We start from the raw sequence: 17,847 nt of genomic DNA, 5'->3' as shown, positions 1-17,847 counted from the left end.
GTTGTGTATGAAGTGGGCCTTGCTGGGCATTTTTGTGTTTTCTGTTTTACATATTCATTTTCGAGGCAAGGTGCGCCTGCCGTTTCGCCGCCAGATCTTCGATCACTCCTCGTTCATGGCGCCGCTGAACCTGTTCATGCACACCTTTTCCAAGGTGCCGGCCACGCCCTATCTGTCCGTCGATCAATTCCCGGAACTGGCGCCGCTGCAGCAGAACTGGCAAATCATCCGCGATGAAGCGCTGCGCATGCAGGAAATGAAAAAGATCAAGGCGGCCGAAAAGAACAATGACGTGGGCTTCAATTCCTTCTTCAAGTATGGCTGGAAGCGTTTCTACCTGAAATGGTATGACGCGAACCACCCGTCGGCACAGCAGATGTGCCCGCAAACCTATGCGCTGCTGCAATCGATTCCGTCCATCAAGGCGGCCATGTTCGCGGAACTGCCGCAAGGCGGCAAGCTCAACCCGCACCGCGACCCGTTCGCCGGTTCGCTGCGCTACCACCTGGGCCTGCAGACGCCGAACGACGACCGCTGCTTCATCGACGTCGATGGCGAACGCCACAGCTGGCGCGACGGCCAGGCCGTGATGTTCGATGAAACGTATATCCACTGGGCCCGCAACGATGCCGACAGCGACCGCATCATCCTGTTCTGCGACATCGAGCGCCCGATGCGCTACCGCTGGGCGCAAGGCTTGAACCGCTGGCTGGGCCGCACGCTGATGACGGCCGCCGCCTCGCCCAACGAACTGGGCGACCAGGTGGGCGGCGTGAGTAAATTGTTCCAGATTTCCTGGACCATGGGCCAGTACCGCCGCCGCTTCAAGGCGTGGAACAAGACGGCCTACCAGGTCACCCGCGTGGCGCTCGTGATTGGCATCATCGCGCTGATCTATTTTATTTAAGCGCCTTGCTTGCACCGCATAGGAAAGCCGCCTTCGGGCGGTTTTTTTATAATGCGATGCCACCGACCCGGAGAATGTTGAAAAATGACAGAACGCGACCGCCAGTACGATATCCAGATCGGCGACGACGCCTGGATCGAATTCATCGATCTTGACGGCCGCTATGACCAGGCGATCGACATCGATGCCTTGCTGGGGGAACTGTGGCAGCTGATCTGCCGGCTGGAAACGCATTGCGTGGCCGGCTGCTGCGGCATGGATGCCTACGATTTTACGCGCGCAGCCATCGATACGGCCTTGCTGGAACTCGATCGCGCGCAGCTGCATGCCGCCTGCGCGCAGGCCAGGGCCGCCGTGACGGCGGTGGCCAGCGATGTCTTGACGAGCGCCACGATGAATCACGTTGCGGATAAACGCGTGTTCTTGCAATTGCTCGATCATCTCGACGCGTGCATCGTCGCGCAGGATCGCGCGGGAGCTTGACCTTGCCAAGGCGGGAAGGCCCAAGGTGACGGTATTGCAAGATAACCGAGGAGAATCCCGCATGCCAAAAATCACCGTCCTGCCCCATCCCGAGCTCGCTCCCGACGGCGCCGTCCTCGACGCGCCCGAGCAAATGAGCATCTGCGACGCCTTGCTGCTTCACAAGATAGACATCGAACATGCCTGCGGCCAGGTGGGCGCCTGTTCCACCTGTCACGTGGTCGTGGTGCAGGGTTTCGACTCGCTCAACGCACTGGGCGACAATGAAGAAGACATGCTCGACCAGGCCTGGGGCTTGCAGCCCCACTCGCGCCTGTCGTGCCAGGCGCGCGTGTCAAACGAAGACCTGACGGTCGAACTGCCCCGGTACACGCTCAACCACGCCAAGGAATAATTCCCGGCGCGGTGAGCCGCTTAAACCATGCTTACCACATGATTACGCGCTGCTCGGGCGGCAGGTACATCGGGTCGCCCGGCTTGATGCCGAACGCCTCATAAAAGCCGGGCTGGTTCTTGACCGTGCCCTTGGCGCGGAATTCGCCCGGCGAATGCGGGTCGCTCTTGATCTGGGCGATCGCCGCTTCGGGACGCAGTTTCGCGCGCCATTTCTGCGCAAAGCCGATGTACAGGCGCTGTTCGCCCGTCAAGCCGTCGATGACGGGTGACGGCTTGCCGCCCAGCGAACGCTGGTAAGCCTTGTAGGTGATCGACAGGCCGGAATTGTCGCCGATGTTTTCGCCCAGGGTCAGCTCGCCATTGATGTGGTAGCCCGGCACGGGGCTGTAGGCGCCGTACTGCTTGACGAGCCCTGCTGCCAGCGCCTTGAAGGCCGTGCGGTCTTGCGCCGTCCACCAGTTGCGCAAGCGCCCCTTGGCATCGTACTGGCTGCCAGAATCATCGAAGGCATGGCTGATCTCATGGCCGAAGGTGATGCCCAGCAAGCCGTAATTGACGGCGTCTTCCGCTTTCACATTGAAGAATGGTGGCTGCAAAATGGCGGCCGGGATCGTGATGGCGTTCAGCGCGGGGCTGTAGCTGGCGTTGACGGTTTGCGGCGTCATCGACCATTCGTCGCGGTCGACGGGCTTGCCCAGCTTGGCCAGGTTTTGCTGGCGGCTCCACACGCGCGAGGCGCGCACGTTGGCGATCAGGTCGTTCGGCTGCGTCTTCATGCTGCTGTAGTCGCGCCAGGTATCGGGATACGCGATCTTCGGCTTCAGGGCGGCCAGCTTGAGCTGGGCTTCCTTCTTGGTTTCCGGGCCCATCCAGTCGAGCTGTTCGATGCCCTCCTTGAACGAGGCGACGAAATTGTCGAACATGGCCATCACGCGGGGCCGGGTTTCCGGCGGCAGATACATGTCCACGTAGCGCTTGCCGACGGCATCGCTGATGGCGTTATCCGTGAAGCGCAGCGCCAGCTGCCACTGCGGTTCGCTTTGCGGCACGCCGCGCAGCACCGTGCCGTCGAAGGCGAAACGCTCCTTGACGGTGGCGCTGTCCAGGTAAGAGGCATAGCTTTCGATGATGCGCCAGTTCAGGTAGCTCTTCCACGATGCCAGCGGCACGGCGGCCACGGTCTCGGAGAAGCCAGTCATGAAGCTGGGCTGGCGCACCACGGCCGAGCTTTCCTTTTTCGCCAGGCCGGCGGCGGCAAAGTAGGCTTTCCAGTCGAAGGCGGGCGCCAGTGCCGCGAACTTGTCGAAATCGACGCGGTTGTACGACTTGACGGGATCGCGCATCTGCACGCGCGTCCACTGCACGGCCGCCAGGCGCGTTTCGATGTCGAGGATCTGCGCCGCGTGTTCGGCCGCGGCCTTGTCGCCGCTCATGGCCAGCATGGTCTCGATATGCTTGAGGTATTTGGCGCGCACGGCTTGCAGCTTGGCGTCGTCATCCTTCAGGTAGTAATCGCGGTCGGGCAAGCCCAGGCCCGACTGGCTGATGTTGACCGTGTAGCGCTCGGGGTCTTGCGCATCGGGCGCCACATAGGCGGAAAACGGCGTCTGGATGCCATTGCCTTGCAAATAAGCAAACAGCGCCGGCAAGTCCTTCTTGTCCTTGATGGCGACGACGCGGGCCAGCTCGGCCTTCAGGGGCTTGAAGCCGGCCGCATCGCGCGCCTTGTCGTTCATGAAACTCGTGTACAGGTCGGCGACCTTGTGCGCCTCGCTGCCGGGCTTGCCCGGGTTCTTGACGGTGGCATCGATCAGGCCGCGCAGCTGGCCCTGCGCGATTTCACGCAATTCGATATACGTGCCCCAGACGGATTTGTCGGCCGGGATCTCCGTATTGCGGGTCCACACGCCGTTGACGTAGCCGTAGAAATCGTCCCTGGGACTGACGGCCGGGTCCAGGGTTTTCAGGTCGATGCCGGAGACGGGCGCAGCAGCAGTTGCGGCTTGCTGGGCGTACAGCGATGGCGAAGATAAGGCGAGCAAAGCGCAGCAGGCGGCGCTGATAAGCGAACGTTTCACGAAGATTCCTTTAATTGTTTTCACTTCATGTTGGAGAACATGCTGTGTCCAGGCATGCGAGGCAGGATTATAGTCGGCCTGCCTTCGTGGAAACAATGTCCGTTGAACAATTCCAGTGTTCAGCGGCTCAGGAGCTCAAACAGGTCTGCGCCTTGCTTGGCGCCCTGATTGCGCTGCATGTCGGCCAGCGAACCCGGCGTAGGCGCGCCATCGCCGGCCGCGTGATTGAAATAGTTAAAATCGAGCTTGATTTTATCTTGCAGGCCGCTCGCGTAATTCTCAGGATACTGTGCCTGTTCCAGCTGCGGCAATGCATTGAAATGCGCCAGCGCCGACTTGAAGAAATTGGTCATCTTGCCGGTGGTATTGTATTCCTGCATGGCTTGCGCCACGACCTGGCTGCGCCACGCCTGCTCTTCATCATAGGCCTGCGTATAGGCGGCGCGCCGCTCGTTGACCGTAAATGTCCCGCTGTCGTCGTGCGTGATGGTGGCCAATTGCTCGCGCGACAAGCCCGCAAACGGATTGGGACCCTTGTTATCGATAAACGCGGTCGCGGCCGCGGCCGACCTGGCCGATGCCGCGTCATTCGGTTGCGGCAGCTGCTGTGCGGCGGCCGCCTTGTGTCCGGCGTCCAGCGGATACAGGATGCTGCTGATATTGTCATTGACCCATGCGCCCAGCGATCGATGATCGTAACCCTCGATAGCGGCGCTGGTCGCCGTCGCTGCCGTCGACAAACGCCCGGCCAGGGTCGAAATCACGACCTCGTCCGCGACGGCGCCGACGCCGGCTGGCGCCTGGGTTGTCTGGGCCTTGTCCGATGCTGCCTTGCCTGATGACACCTTGTTGCCTTCCGAGGCAGACAGTCCCCCGGGTTGGATTCCCGCCGTGCTGATATTGACCATTGTCCGCCCCTGGATCAGTAAATGTTACTATATAAGTAAATATTACTATAGCACAACAAATGTCAAACCTGAGCAAGGGAATGGAGCAGATTGATGCAGGAATACAGATTCAATATTTTCGGCACGCTGATCGCCATCCGGGGCAATCCGGGAGCATGGCGCGCCTTCTACCTGGGTGCGGAAGGCAAGCGCCGCCCCGCCGATTTCATTATTCCGGACGATATTCAAGCAGATGCGCTATGCGAATACCTGGCCGACCTGTTCCATGAAGAAGCGACGCCACGCAATAACACGGCCAAGCAACTCACCGCTCCCGCATTCCGGGCCTAAGCTACTTCACCGCTACTTCACCGGCTCGAACGTCACCGTCAAGCCATTGCCCGTGGTCCTGATCTGCGTGGGCACGAATTGCACGCCCGCATAGCGCAATTCGTCGGGCTTGAACGTGTAGATCGGCGTTTCATGCATGAGCTGGTCGGCCACCAGGCTGGCCACCTTGGCGAACTGGCGCTGCTGCGCCTCGTCCATGCCGTCGATGCTCACCTTGTCCACGCTCGCTTCGCTCAGGTAGATGGCGTTGCGCTGCGCGTCGAGCACCAAACGGCCCGACATGGCCAGACTGCCGCGCCAGGTCTGGCGGATGAACGGCGGCATCACGCTGGCGTCCACGCTCAAGGCGACCCGTTCGCGCTCGGGCTGCAAGGAAAGCTGCGGGCGGGTCAGCTTGACGTCCAGCACGGACAGCACCCGTTTATCGATGGGAAAGCGGCGCTCGAGGCCTTGCTGCATCTTGCTGAGCGACACATTCACGTCGCGCGGGCCGATCAGGGTGGAACACGAGGCCAGCACGCTGCAGGCAAAGGCGGCGATGGCGGCGGTTTTCAGCAAGGGACGGATGGTGCTCACGTTCATGGATAGTCTCGGTGGAAAGATGGCGTCATCTTACACATGCGCCTGCTTTCACGCAAAAACCGGCGCCCACCTTGCAGCGGGCGCCGGTTTTTCTCATGTTGGCCCGCTTAGCGGACGAACAGGGCGATCAGTATGACGATGGGTAATGGAATACCCAACAACAGCAAGAGGATGGAACGCATGGCAGACTCCTTGATTTAACTAATAGGTAGGGGTTCAGATGGTGACGTGGCGCAGCACGCGCTCATGGTCGCGCTGGCGGCCGCCAAACGTTGCCGCCAGGCTAGCCACGAAAGCGCCGAGCAGCAAGGCGACGAACATCCATAGTGCCGTGTGGGCGCCGGCCTTGCGGGCCGTTTCCGCGGCTTGCTGAGCGGCAGCCTTCGCATCGGCGGCAGCTTTCACGGCGCGCGCATAGACGGCGTCGACGCGCGCTTCCGCTTCAGCCTGCGTCACGCCCGTGCGGCTGGCCACGACCTGGCCCAGGTAGGCGCGGTCATCGGCGGCCAGGCTGCCCGTGGACAGGCTGGTGGCGAAGATCTTGCCGATTTCCACGCGCTGGTCGGCGACGGTCGCGCCAGGATTCGCCATCGCTGGCGTGCCGGTCGCAGCTGGCGCTGGCGCCGCGCGCAGCAGCATGTCCGAGAAATAATCGAGCGGATTGGCGCCGCCGCCCTCGCCTTGCCTGGCGCTGGCGGCACCTGCAGCACCTGCGCCCGCCCCTACGGCCGGGCCAACTGCCGCCGCCACGCCGCTGCCTGCATCGATGGCGCCGCTCAGCACGGCGCGCGTGCCGCCGGCCAGCACGGCCACGGTGATCAGGGTAGCCACGGCCCAGGCCAGCAAGCCGTGCGCCGTATCGCGGAAATGCACTTCATCCGTATGAATGGCGCTCCATTTCACGCGCAGACGTCCCGCCATGTAGCCGCCGATGCCGGAGGCGGCCAGTTGCATGAAGGCCAGCCAGGCGATGGTCGACACGCCGATGGCCGTGGCGTTGAACGACCACGGCGATACGGACGACAGGCCCAGGCCCACGCCGAGGATCAGCAGGATGAAGGACAAGGCGGCCGCCGCGGCGGCGCCCGCCAGCACGGCGCCCCAGGACACGCCCGGGTTGTTCAGGTCCGATACGGACAGTTGTGTAGCTTGCATGAAATACTCCCTTGGTTGTTGATTTTTTATGCCGTTCAGGCGGCGACGCCCGTCAGCTGTTCCTTGCGCGCGGCCATTTCCTTGCCCAGCGCGTCGAGGTCGACGGCCGTATCGCGTACCTTGGGAAACATATCGCCCTCTTCTTCCTGGACGTGATGTTCGATCTGCTCGGACAGTACCTTGACCTTGGCGTCGTACAGGTCGTCGGCGGGGTCCATCGCGGTAATTTGCGCGATGAGTTCCTTGGCGCTCGCGTGCTCGACGAGGGCTTCATCCATCAGGTCGCCATCGTGGATGGGACGACGCACGGCCGGGTAGAAGATTTCTTCTTCCAGCTGCGTGTGCACGGTCAATTCCTGGCAGATCTGGTCGGCCAGCTTTTTCTTGGTGGCAAATGAGCGGTCGCTCAAGCCTTCATATTGGGCAAACAGGGCTTTGACGGCCTTGTGGTCCTGCATTAATAAACTGATCGCATTCATGACGCCTCCTCGTTGTTGATGAGGCTAGGATGCGCCACGGCGGCGCCTGCGTATGTGCGACGCCTTACACAATCTTGATATTTGATACACATCAGTGCACGGACACTATTTGATGCCGTGGTGGTTCATCAAGTCGTACAGCGTGGGCCGGCTGACACCCAGCAGTTCGGCCGCCTTGGCGATATTGCCGTCGGCCCGCGCCAGCGCGCGCACCATGACCTTGTATTCGGCTCCGTCGCGTGCCTGGCGCAGGTTCAGCGATTCGTCCTGGGGGGCCGCCTGGGCGCCGGCGGGCAAGCCCAGATCGTCGGCGGCGATCTGCGGCCCGTCGCTCATGATGACGGCCCGCTTGATGCAGTTTTCCACTTCGCGCACGTTGCCGGGCCAGCCATAGCTTTCGATCAGCTGCAGCGCGCCGGCGCTGAAATGCAGGCTGCCGCGCCCTTCGCTGGCGCAGAATTTGTTCTTGAAATGATGGGCCAGCAAGGCCGCATCGCCAGCCCGCTCGCGCAGCGGAGGAATGCGCAGCACGATTTCGCTAAGGCGGTAAAACAGGTCTTCGCGGAAACGGCCCTGTTCCGCCAGCACCTTTAAATCCTGGTGCGTCGCGCAGACGATGCGCACGTCGACGGCGATCTCGGCCCGTCCGCCCACCCGTTCGATGATTCGCTCCTGCAGGAAACGCAGCAGTTTCGCCTGCAGCGCCATCGGCATGTCGCCGATTTCATCGAGAAAGAAAGTGCCGCCGTGGGCCAGCTCGATCTTGCCCAGCGTTTGCCGCGCCGCGCCCGTAAACGCCCCCCGCTCATAGCCGAACAGCTCGCTTTCCAGCAAGTTTTCCGGGATGGCCGCGCAATTGATGGCGACAAAACGCTGGGCATGGCGGCTCGACAGCGCATGCAAGCCCCGCGCGATCAGTTCCTTGCCGCTGCCCGAGTCGCCCAGCAGCATCACGCTGGCCGACGAAGGCGCCACTTTTTCCACGCTGCGGCACAGTTTGAGCATGCCGGGATCGCGGCTGACGATGCCCGCCAGGGGGGAATCGGCCTGCGTCTGCAGCATGCGGCGGTTTTCCTGCTGCATCGCGTGCAGGTAGAACGCGCGGGCGATGACGAGGCCCAGCATGTCGGCCTCGAACGGTTTCTGGTGGAAATCGTAGGCGCCCAGCGCGATGGCTTTCAAGGCATGCGCACGCTCCTGGTTGCCCGACAAAATGATGACTTTCGTGTCCGGCGCCAGCGCGAGGATTTGCTGCAGCGTGGCCAGGCCTTCCGTGGCGCCGTCCGGGTCGGGCGGCAAGCCCAGGTCCATCGTCACGACGGCAGGCTGGTGGCGCCGCACCAGCGCCAGCGCCGCCTCGCGCTCGCCCGCCAGCAAGACCTCATAGCCGTCGAAACTCCAGTGCAGCTGCTTTTGCAAGCCGGGATCGTCTTCGATGACTAGCAACTTTTGCTTGGCCATGCGTATCAGCTCCTGTCAGTGAATAGGGCAACGGAAGTCCGGGGTCAGCGCCGACGGCGCTGCCCCCAAAGGCGCATGCAGCGGCAGGATCACGCGAAACGTCGTGCCCACCTGCGGTTCGCTGCGCACTTCCAGGCTGCCGCCCACTTCGCGCAGGTATTCGCGGCTTTCGAACACGCCGATGCCCATGCCCGCCGTCTTGGTCGTGTCGAACGGCTTGAACAAGCGTTCGCGGATGAACTGTTCGCTCATGCCCTGCCCCGTATCGTCAAGCTCGACCACGGCCGTGTGCTGCTCGCGCCGCAGCCGCACGTCCACCTTGCCATCGCTGGCCGTGGCCTCGATGGCGTTCTGGATCAAGTGGCCCAGCACCCGTTCCAGCCGCGCGCGGTTGGCCAGCACCGTCAGTTCGCCATCGACGATTTCCAGCCGGGGCGCCGGCGCCAGGCTCGCCTTGGCGGCCACGGCCTGGCGCAGCAAGCCGTCGAGCAGCAGCGGCGCGGGCGCTTCCGGCGCTTCGCCGCGCGCCAGTTTCTGCAGCAGGGTCTTCATTTTCTGCACGGAATGGTCCAAGGTGCCCAGCATGTCTTCCTGAAAGGCGGGATTGGCGCGGTGCTTTTCCGCATTGCTCAGTAACAGGGACAACTGGAACACGAGGTTCTTGAGGTCGTGCACGATGAAAGTCGACATGCGGTTGAACGACTCGAACTGGCGCGCCACCGTCAGCGTATCGAGCGATTCGCGGTGCGCCAGGTAGCTGGCGGCCTGGCTGCCGGCAATTTTCAGCACATCGAGGATTTCCCAGTTCAAGCCGATGTGCGTGCGTGGCCGCGCCAGCGCGACAAAGGCAAACAGCTGGCCATGCAGCATCAGGGGCACCAGCAGCCACACGTCGGGCAGCGCCAGCAGCGCGGGCGGCAACAGCAAGCCGCCGTACTGGCACGGGTTGTGCTCGCAGTCGGGCACGTCGATCACCCATTGCCGCGCCTCCAGAAACTGGCACAGGCTGCCGGACGCCGGCTCGCTCCACGTGCTCGGCGGCCAGTTCCAGCTGGCGGCCGGGGCAAACAGGCCAGGTTCGCGCAGTATCCACAGCGCGCCGGCGCGGCTTTCCACCAGTTTCGCCATGGCCTGTATCGTGCGCTCGCCCAGGGCCGGCCCGTCTTCCGACAAGGCCCGCGTAAACCGCAGCCATTCCTCGCGGTAGTCGAAGATGGCATTGTAAAAATGTTTATTGATAGTCACCTTGAGCTTGGCGCGCAGGCTGCCCGAAAACAGTACGCCCGCCAGCAGCAGGGCCGCGCCGCCCAGGTAAGCCATCTGCATCAAGGAACCCCAGGTGCCGCCGAAATAGCGCAAATAATAGGCGCTGGCCGCCATGGCCAGCAGGTAAATGGCCGAGCCCAGCAAGGCGGCCGAGCGGTACAGCATCTGGCGCGAGACGGACAAGCCCAGCGCCCAGCCCGGATTGCGCGCCGCCGAGACTGCCAGCAGCGGCGCGCACAGGGCGTCGACGATGCCGCGCGCGGCCCAGATGTCATCGTTGACCGCGCGAAACAGCAAGGCGTCGCTGTACAGATAGAAATCGTAGGCAAACAGCCCGCCCACGCCCAGGCACGCAAACTTGATGCCCCAGCGTTTCAAGGGCGGCGTGTTGCGGTACCACTGTTCCACCAGCAACATGCCCAGCACGGCCAGCAGCAAACGGCAGACACTGGCGATGATGCGCGCCGGCAAAGGCAGCGCCAGCCAGGAGGAAGCCATGGAGAGCAGCCAGGGCGCCAGCGCCGTGAGAACGATGCCGGCCAGCACGAGGCGCAGGCGGGGCCGCGACGGCTCGATCAGCAGCAGCAAAAACACCAGCCAGGCCAGGGTGCGCAGCAATTCGAGCGCGTCGCCGGCCAGCGCGATGCGCTGCCCCAGCAGCACCAGCACCACCGTGCCCGTGGCCCAGACTCCCGTCGCCAGGCACGCGACCAGCAAGGCGCGCACGTTCTGCCGCGCGCGCCAATTGCTGATGAGCAGCAGCGCCAGCACGAAAAAGGCCAGCGATGCCAGACCATGGCTGAGCGCCGCCGCATCGGCCGCCGCCAGCCAGGCCGAATGCGCCCGCATCATCGGCTGCCCTTGCCAAACAGTACCACCTGCACCGTGTCGAGCAGGATCAGCAAGTCGAGGAACAGGCTATTGTTTTTCACATAATACAGGTCATATTGCAACTTCTTGACGGCATCATCGACGGAAGCGCCATACTGGTAGCGCACCTGCGCCAGACCCGTGATGCCCGGCTTGATGTTGTGACGAATGTTGTAGTACGGCACCTGCTCCTTCAATTGCTCGACAAAATACGCGCGCTCGGGACGGGGGCCCACGAAACTCATTTCGCCGCGAAACACATTGAGCATCTGCGGCAGTTCGTCGATGCGCAGCTTGCGGATCAGATTGCCCACGCGCGTGATGCGCGCATCGTTGGCCAGGGCCCAGATGGGCTTGCCGTCGCGCTCGGCATCGCAACGCATGCTGCGAAATTTCAGCACCTTGAAAGGCAGGCCATCGCGCCCCACCCGCTCTTGCTGGTAAAACACGGGGCCGCCGTCTTCCAGGCGGATGCAGATCGCCGTCGCCAGCATGACGGGCAGCGTGGCCAGGCAGATAACCGCGCTGGCCGCCAGATCGAACAAACGCTTCGACGCGGCGCGGAAAAAACTCTGGTCGAAACCGCCGCCATAGATCAGATAGCTCGGTTGCAAGGAATCGATGCGGATCTGGCATGCTTCGCGTTCGAAAAACGTGGCCGCGTCGATCACCTTGACGCCGCCCAGCGCGCATTCCAGCAATTGCTTGGCAGGAAACGCGCCATTGCGCCGGTCGCTGACGGACACGACGATTTCATGCGCGGCGTGGCGCTGCGCCGTGGCCAGCAGCGACGGTCCGGCCGGCAGCAAGGCCGAGGCCGGCACGCAGCATTGCTCGCCCGCCACATCGATGCAGCCGACCACCGTAAATTGATGGAAGCCGATCTTGCTGGCCGCCAAGTCCATGCATTCGCGCGCCAGCGCCCCGCCGCCCACCAGGATCAGCCGGCCTTCCATCAGCGCCGATTGCGAGGATTTGAATACCACCAGGCGCGCCAGCAGCACGCCGATGGCGCCCAGGCCGAAGATCATCGCACTGCCGCGCCCGAATTGCAGCGCCGGAATGAAGCGTATCAGGACGCTGAGCACGGCAAAACCCAGCGCGAACGAAGGCAGGATGCGCAATAAGGTGTTGCGGATGTCTTCGCGTGAGCGGTGCTGGTACATGCCCAGCGCACTCATGCTCAGGACGATGACCAGCGCAAAGATGGCGGACGACAGGTAAATATCGCCCACGCGCAGCACGCGGCTGCCGTCCGCCAGCCACAGCAAGGACGTCAGGGTGGCCGACAGCAGCAGGAGCAGGATTTCCAGCAACAGCAAGATAAACGCTGTTTTCGAGACATAATGGCTGAAGATGCGGATCATGGTTCCCCCTGCGGCAAAAAGCACCAGGCGGCGCGCAAGGCGGGCCGCTGCTGGTCTTGCCATGATGGCGAACTGTTCCAAGAAGACATTGATGCGCCACAAGCTACAGCCCCAGCGATCTTTCACTGGCAGAATTTATCTCAATACATTACCGAATGAGGGGAAATGGCATATAGTATGCTTCCCCTAAAAGAAGATAAATGTCATGAAATTTGATGTAGCGATTGTCGGCAGTGGCCTGGCGGGTTTATCGGTTGCACTGCATTTAGCTGAGACGCGCACCGTCGCGATCATTTCCAAACGCGCGCTGCTCGATGGCGCCAGCAACTGGGCGCAGGGCGGCATCGCGGCCGTGCTGGACTCCGGCGACAGCCACCAGCAGCACATCGAAGACACCCTGATCGCCGGCGGCGGCTTGTGCGACGAGAGCGCCACGCGCTACATCGTCGAGCACGGCCGCGAAGCGATCGAATGGCTGATCGAGCAAGGCGTGCCATTCACGCGCGACGCCTCGGCCGAGCTGGGTTTCCACCTGACCCGCGAAGGCGGCCACAGCCAGCGCCGCATCATCCACGCGGCCGACGCCACCGGCCACGCCGTGCAAGTGACGCTGGAAGAAAAGGTGCGCGCCCACCCGAACATCAGCCTGTTCGAACACCATTGCGCGATCGACCTGATCACCTCCGACAAGCTGGGCATGAAGCCCACGCAGCGCAATGCGCAACCGCATTGCCACGGCCTGTACGTGCAGGATGAGCAAACGGGCAAGGTGCACACGTTTGCCGCCGAGCACACCGTGCTGGCCACGGGCGGCGCCGGCAAGGTGTATTTATATACCACCAACCCCGACACGGCCAGCGGCGACGGCATCGCCATGGCCTGGCGCGCCGGCTGCCGCGTCTCGAACATGGAGTTCATCCAGTTCCACCCGACCTGTTTGTACCACCCATATGCGAAATCGTTCCTGATCACCGAAGCCATCCGCGGCGAAGGCGGCTTGCTGAAACTGCCGCCTGAAGCGGGCGCGGCTGCCGGCCAGCGCTTCATGCTGGCCCACGACGAGCGGGCCGAACTGGCGCCGCGCGACGTGGTGGCGCGCGCCATCGACTTCGAGATCAAGAAGCGGGGCCTCGACTACGTGCACCTCGATATCAGCCACAAACCGGCCGAATTCCTCATCGAACACTTCCCCACCATTTACGCGCGCTGCCTGGAACTGGGCATCGACATCACCAAGCAGCCGATTCCCATCGTGCCCGCCGCCCACTACACGTGCGGCGGCGTCGTGACGGACCTGTCCGGCCGCGCCGACTTGCCGGGCCTGTATGCGGTCGGCGAGACGGCCTGCACGGGCTTGCATGGCGCGAACCGCCTGGCCAGCAATTCCTTGCTGGAATGCATCGTCATCGGCCGCGCCTGCGCGCAGGATATCGAAAGCAAGGAAAAGCTGGGCACGCCCTACCTGCCCGACTGGGATGAAAGCCGCGTCACGGATGCGGACGAGGAAGTGGTGATTTCCCACAATTGGGACGAGCTGCGCCGCTTCATGTGGAATTACGTGGGCATCGTGCGCACGACCAAGCGCCTGGAGCGGGCCCAGCACCGCATCGCCCTGCTGAAAGAGGAAATCGACGAGTACTACCGCAACTTCCGCATCACGCACGATTTACTGGAATTGCGCAACCTCGTCGACGTGGCCTCGATGATCGTCAACAGCGCCCTGTCGCGCCGCGAAAGCCGCGGCCTGCACTTCAGCCGCGATTATCCGGAAACCTTGCCGAAGGCCATCGCCAGCGTGCTGACGCCGCCACACCGCTAGTCGACAAGCAGCACCGCCTGCTGCATCGTGCGATGAATCACGGCGGTGTGCCGCCATTTGCCACAGGCGGCCCCGCTGCAGGCATCGCGCAATCACCGAAACTAATGCACATATTAAATAAAAAACTTTTTGATGCCATTGCATCCGCAGTGGACCTGGATGACCCTGCAGAACAATCTTTAGCGCAGCGATTCATGATTGAGGCCATTGGCAGAGTGACTGCACAATTGCCTGAGGTTGCCAGGTCAGCGGCAGCGGTGGCGAATCGATACATCACCGGTGCGGCAACGGCTGAGGAAGTCATCGCTGAGCGTGTACGCCTCTGGCGAGCAATTGAAGGACGAGACCAATCGGACGAGCCGGACGTTTTGAAAATAAGAACGGCCATATGCGTCTTGCATCCTATGGATAGTGGCGCTACTGCCGAGACATTGGAGTATTTTTTTGAATTTTGGCGGCAAGCAGGCTTGGCGCAAGCTGAGCTTGAGGCCGCTGCTCGGAACAGGTATGGAATTTGAGGTGGCTTCAAGCGGCCAGAAGCAGTCGTTCATCTCATGGGACGACAATGTCGCTAGTTGGATGGTGGTGGCGCTATTCATTTCGCGCAACATTGCGGCCTGGCTCCACGCTGTGCCTACCAGTAGCGCCCTTGTGGCAGTGAACTGATCCATGGGTGTTATTGTTATCGGTCTTCTTGACCCCAAACATCCGCCCTCGGCCGAAAACCTGTCCTGGGCCAGTATCGATGATGCACTATGGCGTGTGTTTGGCGCCATTTTCGATGAGGTCTTGAGTTCCAACCATGAAATATTGTCCAGCATAACAAGCGGAGAATTCATCACCCAGGAGGTGTATTCCTTTCAATTGCTAGGCGCCGAAGACTTTCTGATCGCCATCACCAGCCTGCGGGAATTCTTTGCTGATTTTACGCAGGAAGAAACTCCGCGTGATATCGCAGCCTGGGTTTGGAGAGCAGATATTGAACCGTTGCTGATCCCAGATTACCGCTATGCCCGTTTGATCGCAGGCCGATAAAAGACCTGACCGGCCCGCCGCCTAGTCTATGTGTATGCCATCTTCCGTATACGAAAACTTGGCAGACGCACCCATACACTCCCCCTGCGGCTCGTCCGCCACATAGCGGCATTCGCTTTCCAGGCTGCCATCTTCGTTCCAATGCCGCGTCCAGCCCTGGCGTTCGCCATCCACGTACTCGATCAGCTGGCGCGGCTTGCCATCGGCGTACCAGGAACGCAAGGCGCCCTCCTCGCGCCCGCCCGCGTTCCACAGCTTGTGCACGAGCAACACGCCGGCCCGGCTGAAGCGCTGTTCGCTGCGCAATACGTAGTGGCCGCTGTGCGTGCGCTTGCTGGCGACGTTGCCGTCCGGATAATATTCGACACTGTCGCCGGCGGGCTTGCCGTCCACATAGCTTACCGTGCTGCGTACCTTGCCATCCGGGAAATAGCCGGTGCTGGGGCCCGTCATGATGCCATTCACATACAGGCTGCGGCTTTCCACGCTGCCATCGGGATAGAACAGCAGCAGCTCGCCGTCCGTCTCGCCCTTGACCCGCGTCATGCGCGTGCGCAGCTTGCCGTTTTCATCGAACGTTTCCACCACACCGTCGGCGCGGGCGCCGTTGCGGTAGGTGCGTGACTCGATCAGCTTGCCACTCTGGTGATAAGTCTGCTCCTCGCCCTCCTGCACGCCATTGCGCCAGCTGCCGCGCAGGGAAACCTGGCCGTCCGGGTAATAGCGGGTCTGCATGCCCTCTTGCACGCCGCGTCCGTCCTGCTCCACCTGCATTTCCAGCTGACCATGCGGGTAATACATGCTGTAATTGCCCACCAGCTTGCCGCGCAGGTAATCGGGGCCGTCGACCTGGCCCGACAGCCGCGTCGGCTCGCCTTCGCGCACGTGGAATACCGCGACTTGCCAGGTGCCCGGTGTCTTGCCTGGCGGCAGCGGCACGACGAGCGCATAGCGCGCATGCTCCTTCACTTCGCCGCGCCGCAGATTGTGGTTCAGGTACAGGCGCGCCTTGCCATCGGCACACGCTTGCGGCTCGCAGCCGCCCAGCTTGCTAACTTCGGGCATGGCGAGCGCTGCACCGGGTGCCGGACACGATCTGATGCGCATCAGCAAGGGCGTCGCCTCGCGTATCAACCGCGCAAGCTGCTGCTTCATGGCCGCGTATTGCGCTGCGTCCAGGTGCACGGACAAGGCATCCATGCGCACCTGGCGCCCGCCGCAACCGTTGTCACTGGCCAGTGTCAGTACATCGCCGCCGCCCTTGCCGGCCTCGGCCTTGATCGCGCTGACCACTTGCCGCTGTTCGATCTCGGCGTGGACCAGCGCCGGCCACAGCAGCGTTGCAAGCAGCACATGCTTCACAAGGCGCGCCATGCCTGCTCCTTGCGCTGCAGTTCCGGCGCCGGCGGCGCCTCGCCGCAGCCGCCCTGGGCCTTGCCGGCCACATACTGGCATTCACTTTTCAGGCTGCCATCCTCGTGCCAGCTGCGGCTCCAGCCGTCGCGCCGGTCGTTCGCATACTCGATCGATTGCTCGGGCTTGCCGCTTTCGTACCACGAGCGCGACGTGCCCTGCTCGCGCCATTGCGCATCCCAGCGTCGTTCCAGCACCAGCACACCCTGCGGACTGTAGCGCTGCAGGCTCAGCAGCCCGCCCTTGTCGCCGTACCGCTGGCGGCTTTGCACCTTGCCGTCGGGATAGAACTCCAGCGCTTCCCCGACCGGTAAATCGTCGACCTGCGTCATCCTGGCGTGCACGGCGCCATCGGGGTAGTAATTCGTCGTCACGCCATTGGACTTGCCATCGTGCATTTCCGAGCGGCTGGAGACTTTTCCATCCGGAAAATACGTGAGCATCTCGCCTTCCATCTTGCCGCCGCGCAAAGTGTAGCTGGTACTGGGCTTGCCATTTTCATCGAAGGTTTGCACGGGCCCGTCCAGGCGCTGGCCGTCGCGGTAGCGGCTCGTCTCGCTCAGCTTGCCCGTCGCGTGATAGCGCTGGTGCTCGCCCTCGGGCATGCCATGGCGCCAGTTGCCGCGCAGCTCCAGCGTGCCATCGGGATAGTACTTGCTGCCGATGCCGTGTTGCCGGCCTTGCCCATCCTGCGCCACCTGTTTCTCGACCTTGCCATTGGGGAAATACGTCACATAGCCGCCCACCAGCTCGCCGGAGGCATAATCGGCGCGGTTGACCTGGCCGGACAGGCGCAGCTTGTGGTCGGCGACGCTATAAATATCGACCTTCCATGTGCCTGGCAGCTTGCCTTTCGGCAAGGGCAACAGCAGCACGTTGGGCGCTTTTTCCTGCTCGATGGGGTAGAAACCTTCGTGCAGGTACAGCCGCGCCCGGCCATCGGCACAGGCGGCTGGCGTGCAGGCGGCGATCTGGCGCACGATGGGCACGCTTGCATCCTCGGGGCATTTTTTCAGGGTGACGCGCATGGGCGTCTTGCTGCGGATGTGCCGGGCCAGATCGGCTTTCAGCGCGTCGTACGGCGCCTCGTCCAGATTGACCGAGCGGGCATCCATGCGGATCTGCTTGCCGCCGCAGGCCGTCGTGCCGGCAATCGTGAACACGTCGCCGCCTTCGCTGTCGGGTTCGACGGCCATGCTGGTCAGCACCTGGCGCTGCACGATGTCCGCCTGCGCCAGACCCGGGGTCAGCAGGCAAGCGCCAAGCAGCGCACATAAAGTCTTGATTTTCATGGTATT

General features: G+C 62.5%; 18 protein-coding genes. 8 read left to right on the top strand and 10 right to left on the bottom strand.

What is annotated here, in order from left to right; translation table 11 throughout:
• Window positions 1–7: 7 nt before the first annotated feature.
• The 3 genes from lpxO to fdx all read left to right on the top strand — a co-directional run bounded on the left by lpxO (window position 8) and on the right by fdx (window position 1,784).
• Complete coding sequence (gene lpxO, locus JAB4_RS15585; RefSeq protein WP_070218708.1) at window positions 8–907, top strand: lipid A hydroxylase LpxO; 900 nt, start codon at window positions 8–10, stop codon at window positions 905–907.
• 84 nt (window positions 908–991) lie between these two features.
• The gene (locus JAB4_RS15580) at window positions 992–1,390 is read left to right on the top strand and encodes a DUF6331 family protein (protein WP_070218707.1); all 399 of its coding nucleotides are present in this window, start codon (window positions 992–994) and stop codon (window positions 1,388–1,390) included.
• Window positions 1,391–1,451: 61 nt separating this feature from the next.
• Window positions 1,452–1,784 (top strand): ISC system 2Fe-2S type ferredoxin, encoded by a 333-nt coding sequence (gene fdx, locus JAB4_RS15575; protein ID WP_070218706.1) that lies wholly within the window; start codon window positions 1,452–1,454, stop codon window positions 1,782–1,784.
• 31 nt (window positions 1,785–1,815) lie between these two features.
• Here the strand turns inward: fdx and JAB4_RS15570 are convergent, their stop codons facing one another.
• Both JAB4_RS15570 and JAB4_RS15565 read right to left on the bottom strand, forming a co-directional pair.
• Window positions 1,816–3,864: a M13 family metallopeptidase gene (locus JAB4_RS15570; RefSeq protein WP_070218705.1), complete on the bottom strand. Its 2,049-nt coding sequence runs from the start codon at window positions 3,862–3,864 to the stop codon at window positions 1,816–1,818.
• Window positions 3,865–3,983: 119 nt separating this feature from the next.
• Window positions 3,984–4,709 (bottom strand): hypothetical protein, encoded by a 726-nt coding sequence (locus JAB4_RS15565; protein ID WP_139143994.1) that lies wholly within the window; start codon window positions 4,707–4,709, stop codon window positions 3,984–3,986.
• A 156-nt stretch (window positions 4,710–4,865) separates the two neighbouring features.
• On the opposite strand from JAB4_RS15565, the gene JAB4_RS15560 reads away from it, so the two are divergent.
• Window positions 4,866–5,102 (top strand): hypothetical protein, encoded by a 237-nt coding sequence (locus tag JAB4_RS15560; RefSeq protein WP_070218704.1) that lies wholly within the window; start codon window positions 4,866–4,868, stop codon window positions 5,100–5,102.
• Window positions 5,103–5,114: 12 nt separating this feature from the next.
• On the opposite strand, the gene JAB4_RS15555 is transcribed toward JAB4_RS15560, so the two are convergent.
• The 6 genes from JAB4_RS15555 to JAB4_RS15530 form a co-directional block, all read right to left on the bottom strand.
• The gene (locus JAB4_RS15555; RefSeq protein ID WP_070218703.1) at window positions 5,115–5,684 is read right to left on the bottom strand and encodes a DUF1439 domain-containing protein; all 570 of its coding nucleotides are present in this window, start codon (window positions 5,682–5,684) and stop codon (window positions 5,115–5,117) included.
• 216 nt (window positions 5,685–5,900) lie between these two features.
• Complete coding sequence (locus JAB4_RS15550) at window positions 5,901–6,839, bottom strand: hypothetical protein (protein WP_070218702.1); 939 nt, start codon at window positions 6,837–6,839, stop codon at window positions 5,901–5,903.
• A gap of 35 nt (window positions 6,840–6,874) precedes the next feature.
• Window positions 6,875–7,318, bottom strand: coding sequence for a hemerythrin domain-containing protein (locus JAB4_RS15545; RefSeq protein ID WP_070218701.1), 444 nt, complete (start codon window positions 7,316–7,318; stop codon window positions 6,875–6,877).
• Window positions 7,319–7,423: 105 nt separating this feature from the next.
• On the bottom strand, window positions 7,424–8,779 hold the full coding sequence (prsR, locus tag JAB4_RS15540; protein WP_070218700.1) for a PEP-CTERM-box response regulator transcription factor: 1,356 nt from the start codon (window positions 8,777–8,779) through the stop codon (window positions 7,424–7,426).
• 15 nt (window positions 8,780–8,794) lie between these two features.
• Window positions 8,795–10,897, bottom strand: a complete 2,103-nt coding sequence (gene prsK / locus JAB4_RS15535) for an XrtA/PEP-CTERM system histidine kinase PrsK (RefSeq protein ID WP_070218699.1) — start codon at window positions 10,895–10,897, stop codon at window positions 8,795–8,797.
• A complete protein-coding gene (locus JAB4_RS15530; RefSeq protein ID WP_070218698.1) occupies window positions 10,894–12,282 on the bottom strand; it encodes a TIGR03013 family XrtA/PEP-CTERM system glycosyltransferase in 1,389 nt (462 codons plus the stop codon). The genes prsK and JAB4_RS15530 overlap by 4 nt, the downstream gene beginning before the upstream one ends.
• On the opposite strand from JAB4_RS15530, the gene JAB4_RS15525 reads away from it, so the two are divergent.
• From JAB4_RS15525 to JAB4_RS15510, 4 genes are all read left to right on the top strand, one after another.
• Window positions 12,262–12,441, top strand: a complete 180-nt coding sequence (locus tag JAB4_RS15525) for a hypothetical protein (RefSeq protein WP_139143629.1) — start codon at window positions 12,262–12,264, stop codon at window positions 12,439–12,441. The genes JAB4_RS15530 and JAB4_RS15525 overlap by 21 nt on opposite strands.
• A gap of 46 nt (window positions 12,442–12,487) precedes the next feature.
• Window positions 12,488–14,101 carry an L-aspartate oxidase gene (gene nadB, locus JAB4_RS15520; protein ID WP_070218697.1) on the top strand — a complete coding sequence of 538 codons (1,614 nt, stop codon included), beginning with the start codon at window positions 12,488–12,490 and terminating at the stop codon, window positions 14,099–14,101.
• A 104-nt stretch (window positions 14,102–14,205) separates the two neighbouring features.
• Entirely contained in the window at window positions 14,206–14,619 is a 414-nt protein-coding gene (locus tag JAB4_RS15515; RefSeq protein WP_070300526.1) for a hypothetical protein, read from the top strand.
• Window positions 14,620–14,770: 151 nt separating this feature from the next.
• Window positions 14,771–15,136, top strand: a complete 366-nt coding sequence (locus tag JAB4_RS15510; RefSeq protein WP_070218695.1) for a hypothetical protein — start codon at window positions 14,771–14,773, stop codon at window positions 15,134–15,136.
• 21 nt (window positions 15,137–15,157) lie between these two features.
• Here the strand turns inward: JAB4_RS15510 and JAB4_RS15505 are convergent, their stop codons facing one another.
• Complete coding sequence (locus JAB4_RS15505) at window positions 15,158–16,510, bottom strand: toxin-antitoxin system YwqK family antitoxin (RefSeq protein ID WP_070218694.1); 1,353 nt, start codon at window positions 16,508–16,510, stop codon at window positions 15,158–15,160.
• A complete protein-coding gene (locus JAB4_RS15500) occupies window positions 16,495–17,841 on the bottom strand; it encodes a toxin-antitoxin system YwqK family antitoxin (RefSeq protein ID WP_070218693.1) in 1,347 nt (448 codons plus the stop codon). The genes JAB4_RS15505 and JAB4_RS15500 overlap by 16 nt, the downstream gene beginning before the upstream one ends.
• Window positions 17,842–17,847 lie beyond the last annotated feature (6 nt).

The sequence above is a fragment of the Janthinobacterium sp. HH102 genome (assembly GCF_001758625.2).
In the GTDB taxonomy this organism is placed as follows: domain Bacteria; phylum Pseudomonadota; class Gammaproteobacteria; order Burkholderiales; family Burkholderiaceae_D; genus Janthinobacterium.
The sequence above is the reverse complement of the archived record's forward strand: the minus strand, read 5'-3'. Positions and strand labels throughout refer to the sequence as shown.

Bases quoted from the DNA above. Each gene is read 5' to 3' on its own strand.
- fdx (WP_070218706.1), top strand. From the start codon at position 1,452: ATGCCAAAAATCACCGTCCTGCCCCATCCCGAGCTCGCTCCCGACGGC.
- JAB4_RS15580 (WP_070218707.1), top strand. From the start codon at position 992: ATGACAGAACGCGACCGCCAGTACGATATCCAGATCGGCGACGACGCC.
- prsR (WP_070218700.1), bottom strand. From the start codon at position 8,779: ATGGCCAAGCAAAAGTTGCTAGTCATCGAAGACGATCCCGGCTTGCAA.
- lpxO (WP_070218708.1), top strand. From the start codon at position 8: ATGAAGTGGGCCTTGCTGGGCATTTTTGTGTTTTCTGTTTTACATATT.
- JAB4_RS15515 (WP_070300526.1), top strand. From the start codon at position 14,206: ATGCACATATTAAATAAAAAACTTTTTGATGCCATTGCATCCGCAGTG.
- JAB4_RS15555 (WP_070218703.1), bottom strand. From the start codon at position 5,684: ATGAACGTGAGCACCATCCGTCCCTTGCTGAAAACCGCCGCCATCGCC.
- JAB4_RS15525 (WP_139143629.1), top strand. From the start codon at position 12,262: ATGGCTGAAGATGCGGATCATGGTTCCCCCTGCGGCAAAAAGCACCAG.
- JAB4_RS15500 (WP_070218693.1), bottom strand. From the start codon at position 17,841: ATGAAAATCAAGACTTTATGTGCGCTGCTTGGCGCTTGCCTGCTGACC.
- JAB4_RS15560 (WP_070218704.1), top strand. From the start codon at position 4,866: ATGCAGGAATACAGATTCAATATTTTCGGCACGCTGATCGCCATCCGG.
- nadB (WP_070218697.1), top strand. From the start codon at position 12,488: ATGAAATTTGATGTAGCGATTGTCGGCAGTGGCCTGGCGGGTTTATCG.
- prsK (WP_070218699.1), bottom strand. From the start codon at position 10,897: ATGATGCGGGCGCATTCGGCCTGGCTGGCGGCGGCCGATGCGGCGGCG.
- JAB4_RS15505 (WP_070218694.1), bottom strand. From the start codon at position 16,510: ATGGCGCGCCTTGTGAAGCATGTGCTGCTTGCAACGCTGCTGTGGCCG.
- JAB4_RS15510 (WP_070218695.1), top strand. From the start codon at position 14,771: ATGGGTGTTATTGTTATCGGTCTTCTTGACCCCAAACATCCGCCCTCG.
- JAB4_RS15530 (WP_070218698.1), bottom strand. From the start codon at position 12,282: ATGATCCGCATCTTCAGCCATTATGTCTCGAAAACAGCGTTTATCTTG.
- JAB4_RS15545 (WP_070218701.1), bottom strand. From the start codon at position 7,318: ATGAATGCGATCAGTTTATTAATGCAGGACCACAAGGCCGTCAAAGCC.
- JAB4_RS15550 (WP_070218702.1), bottom strand. From the start codon at position 6,839: ATGCAAGCTACACAACTGTCCGTATCGGACCTGAACAACCCGGGCGTG.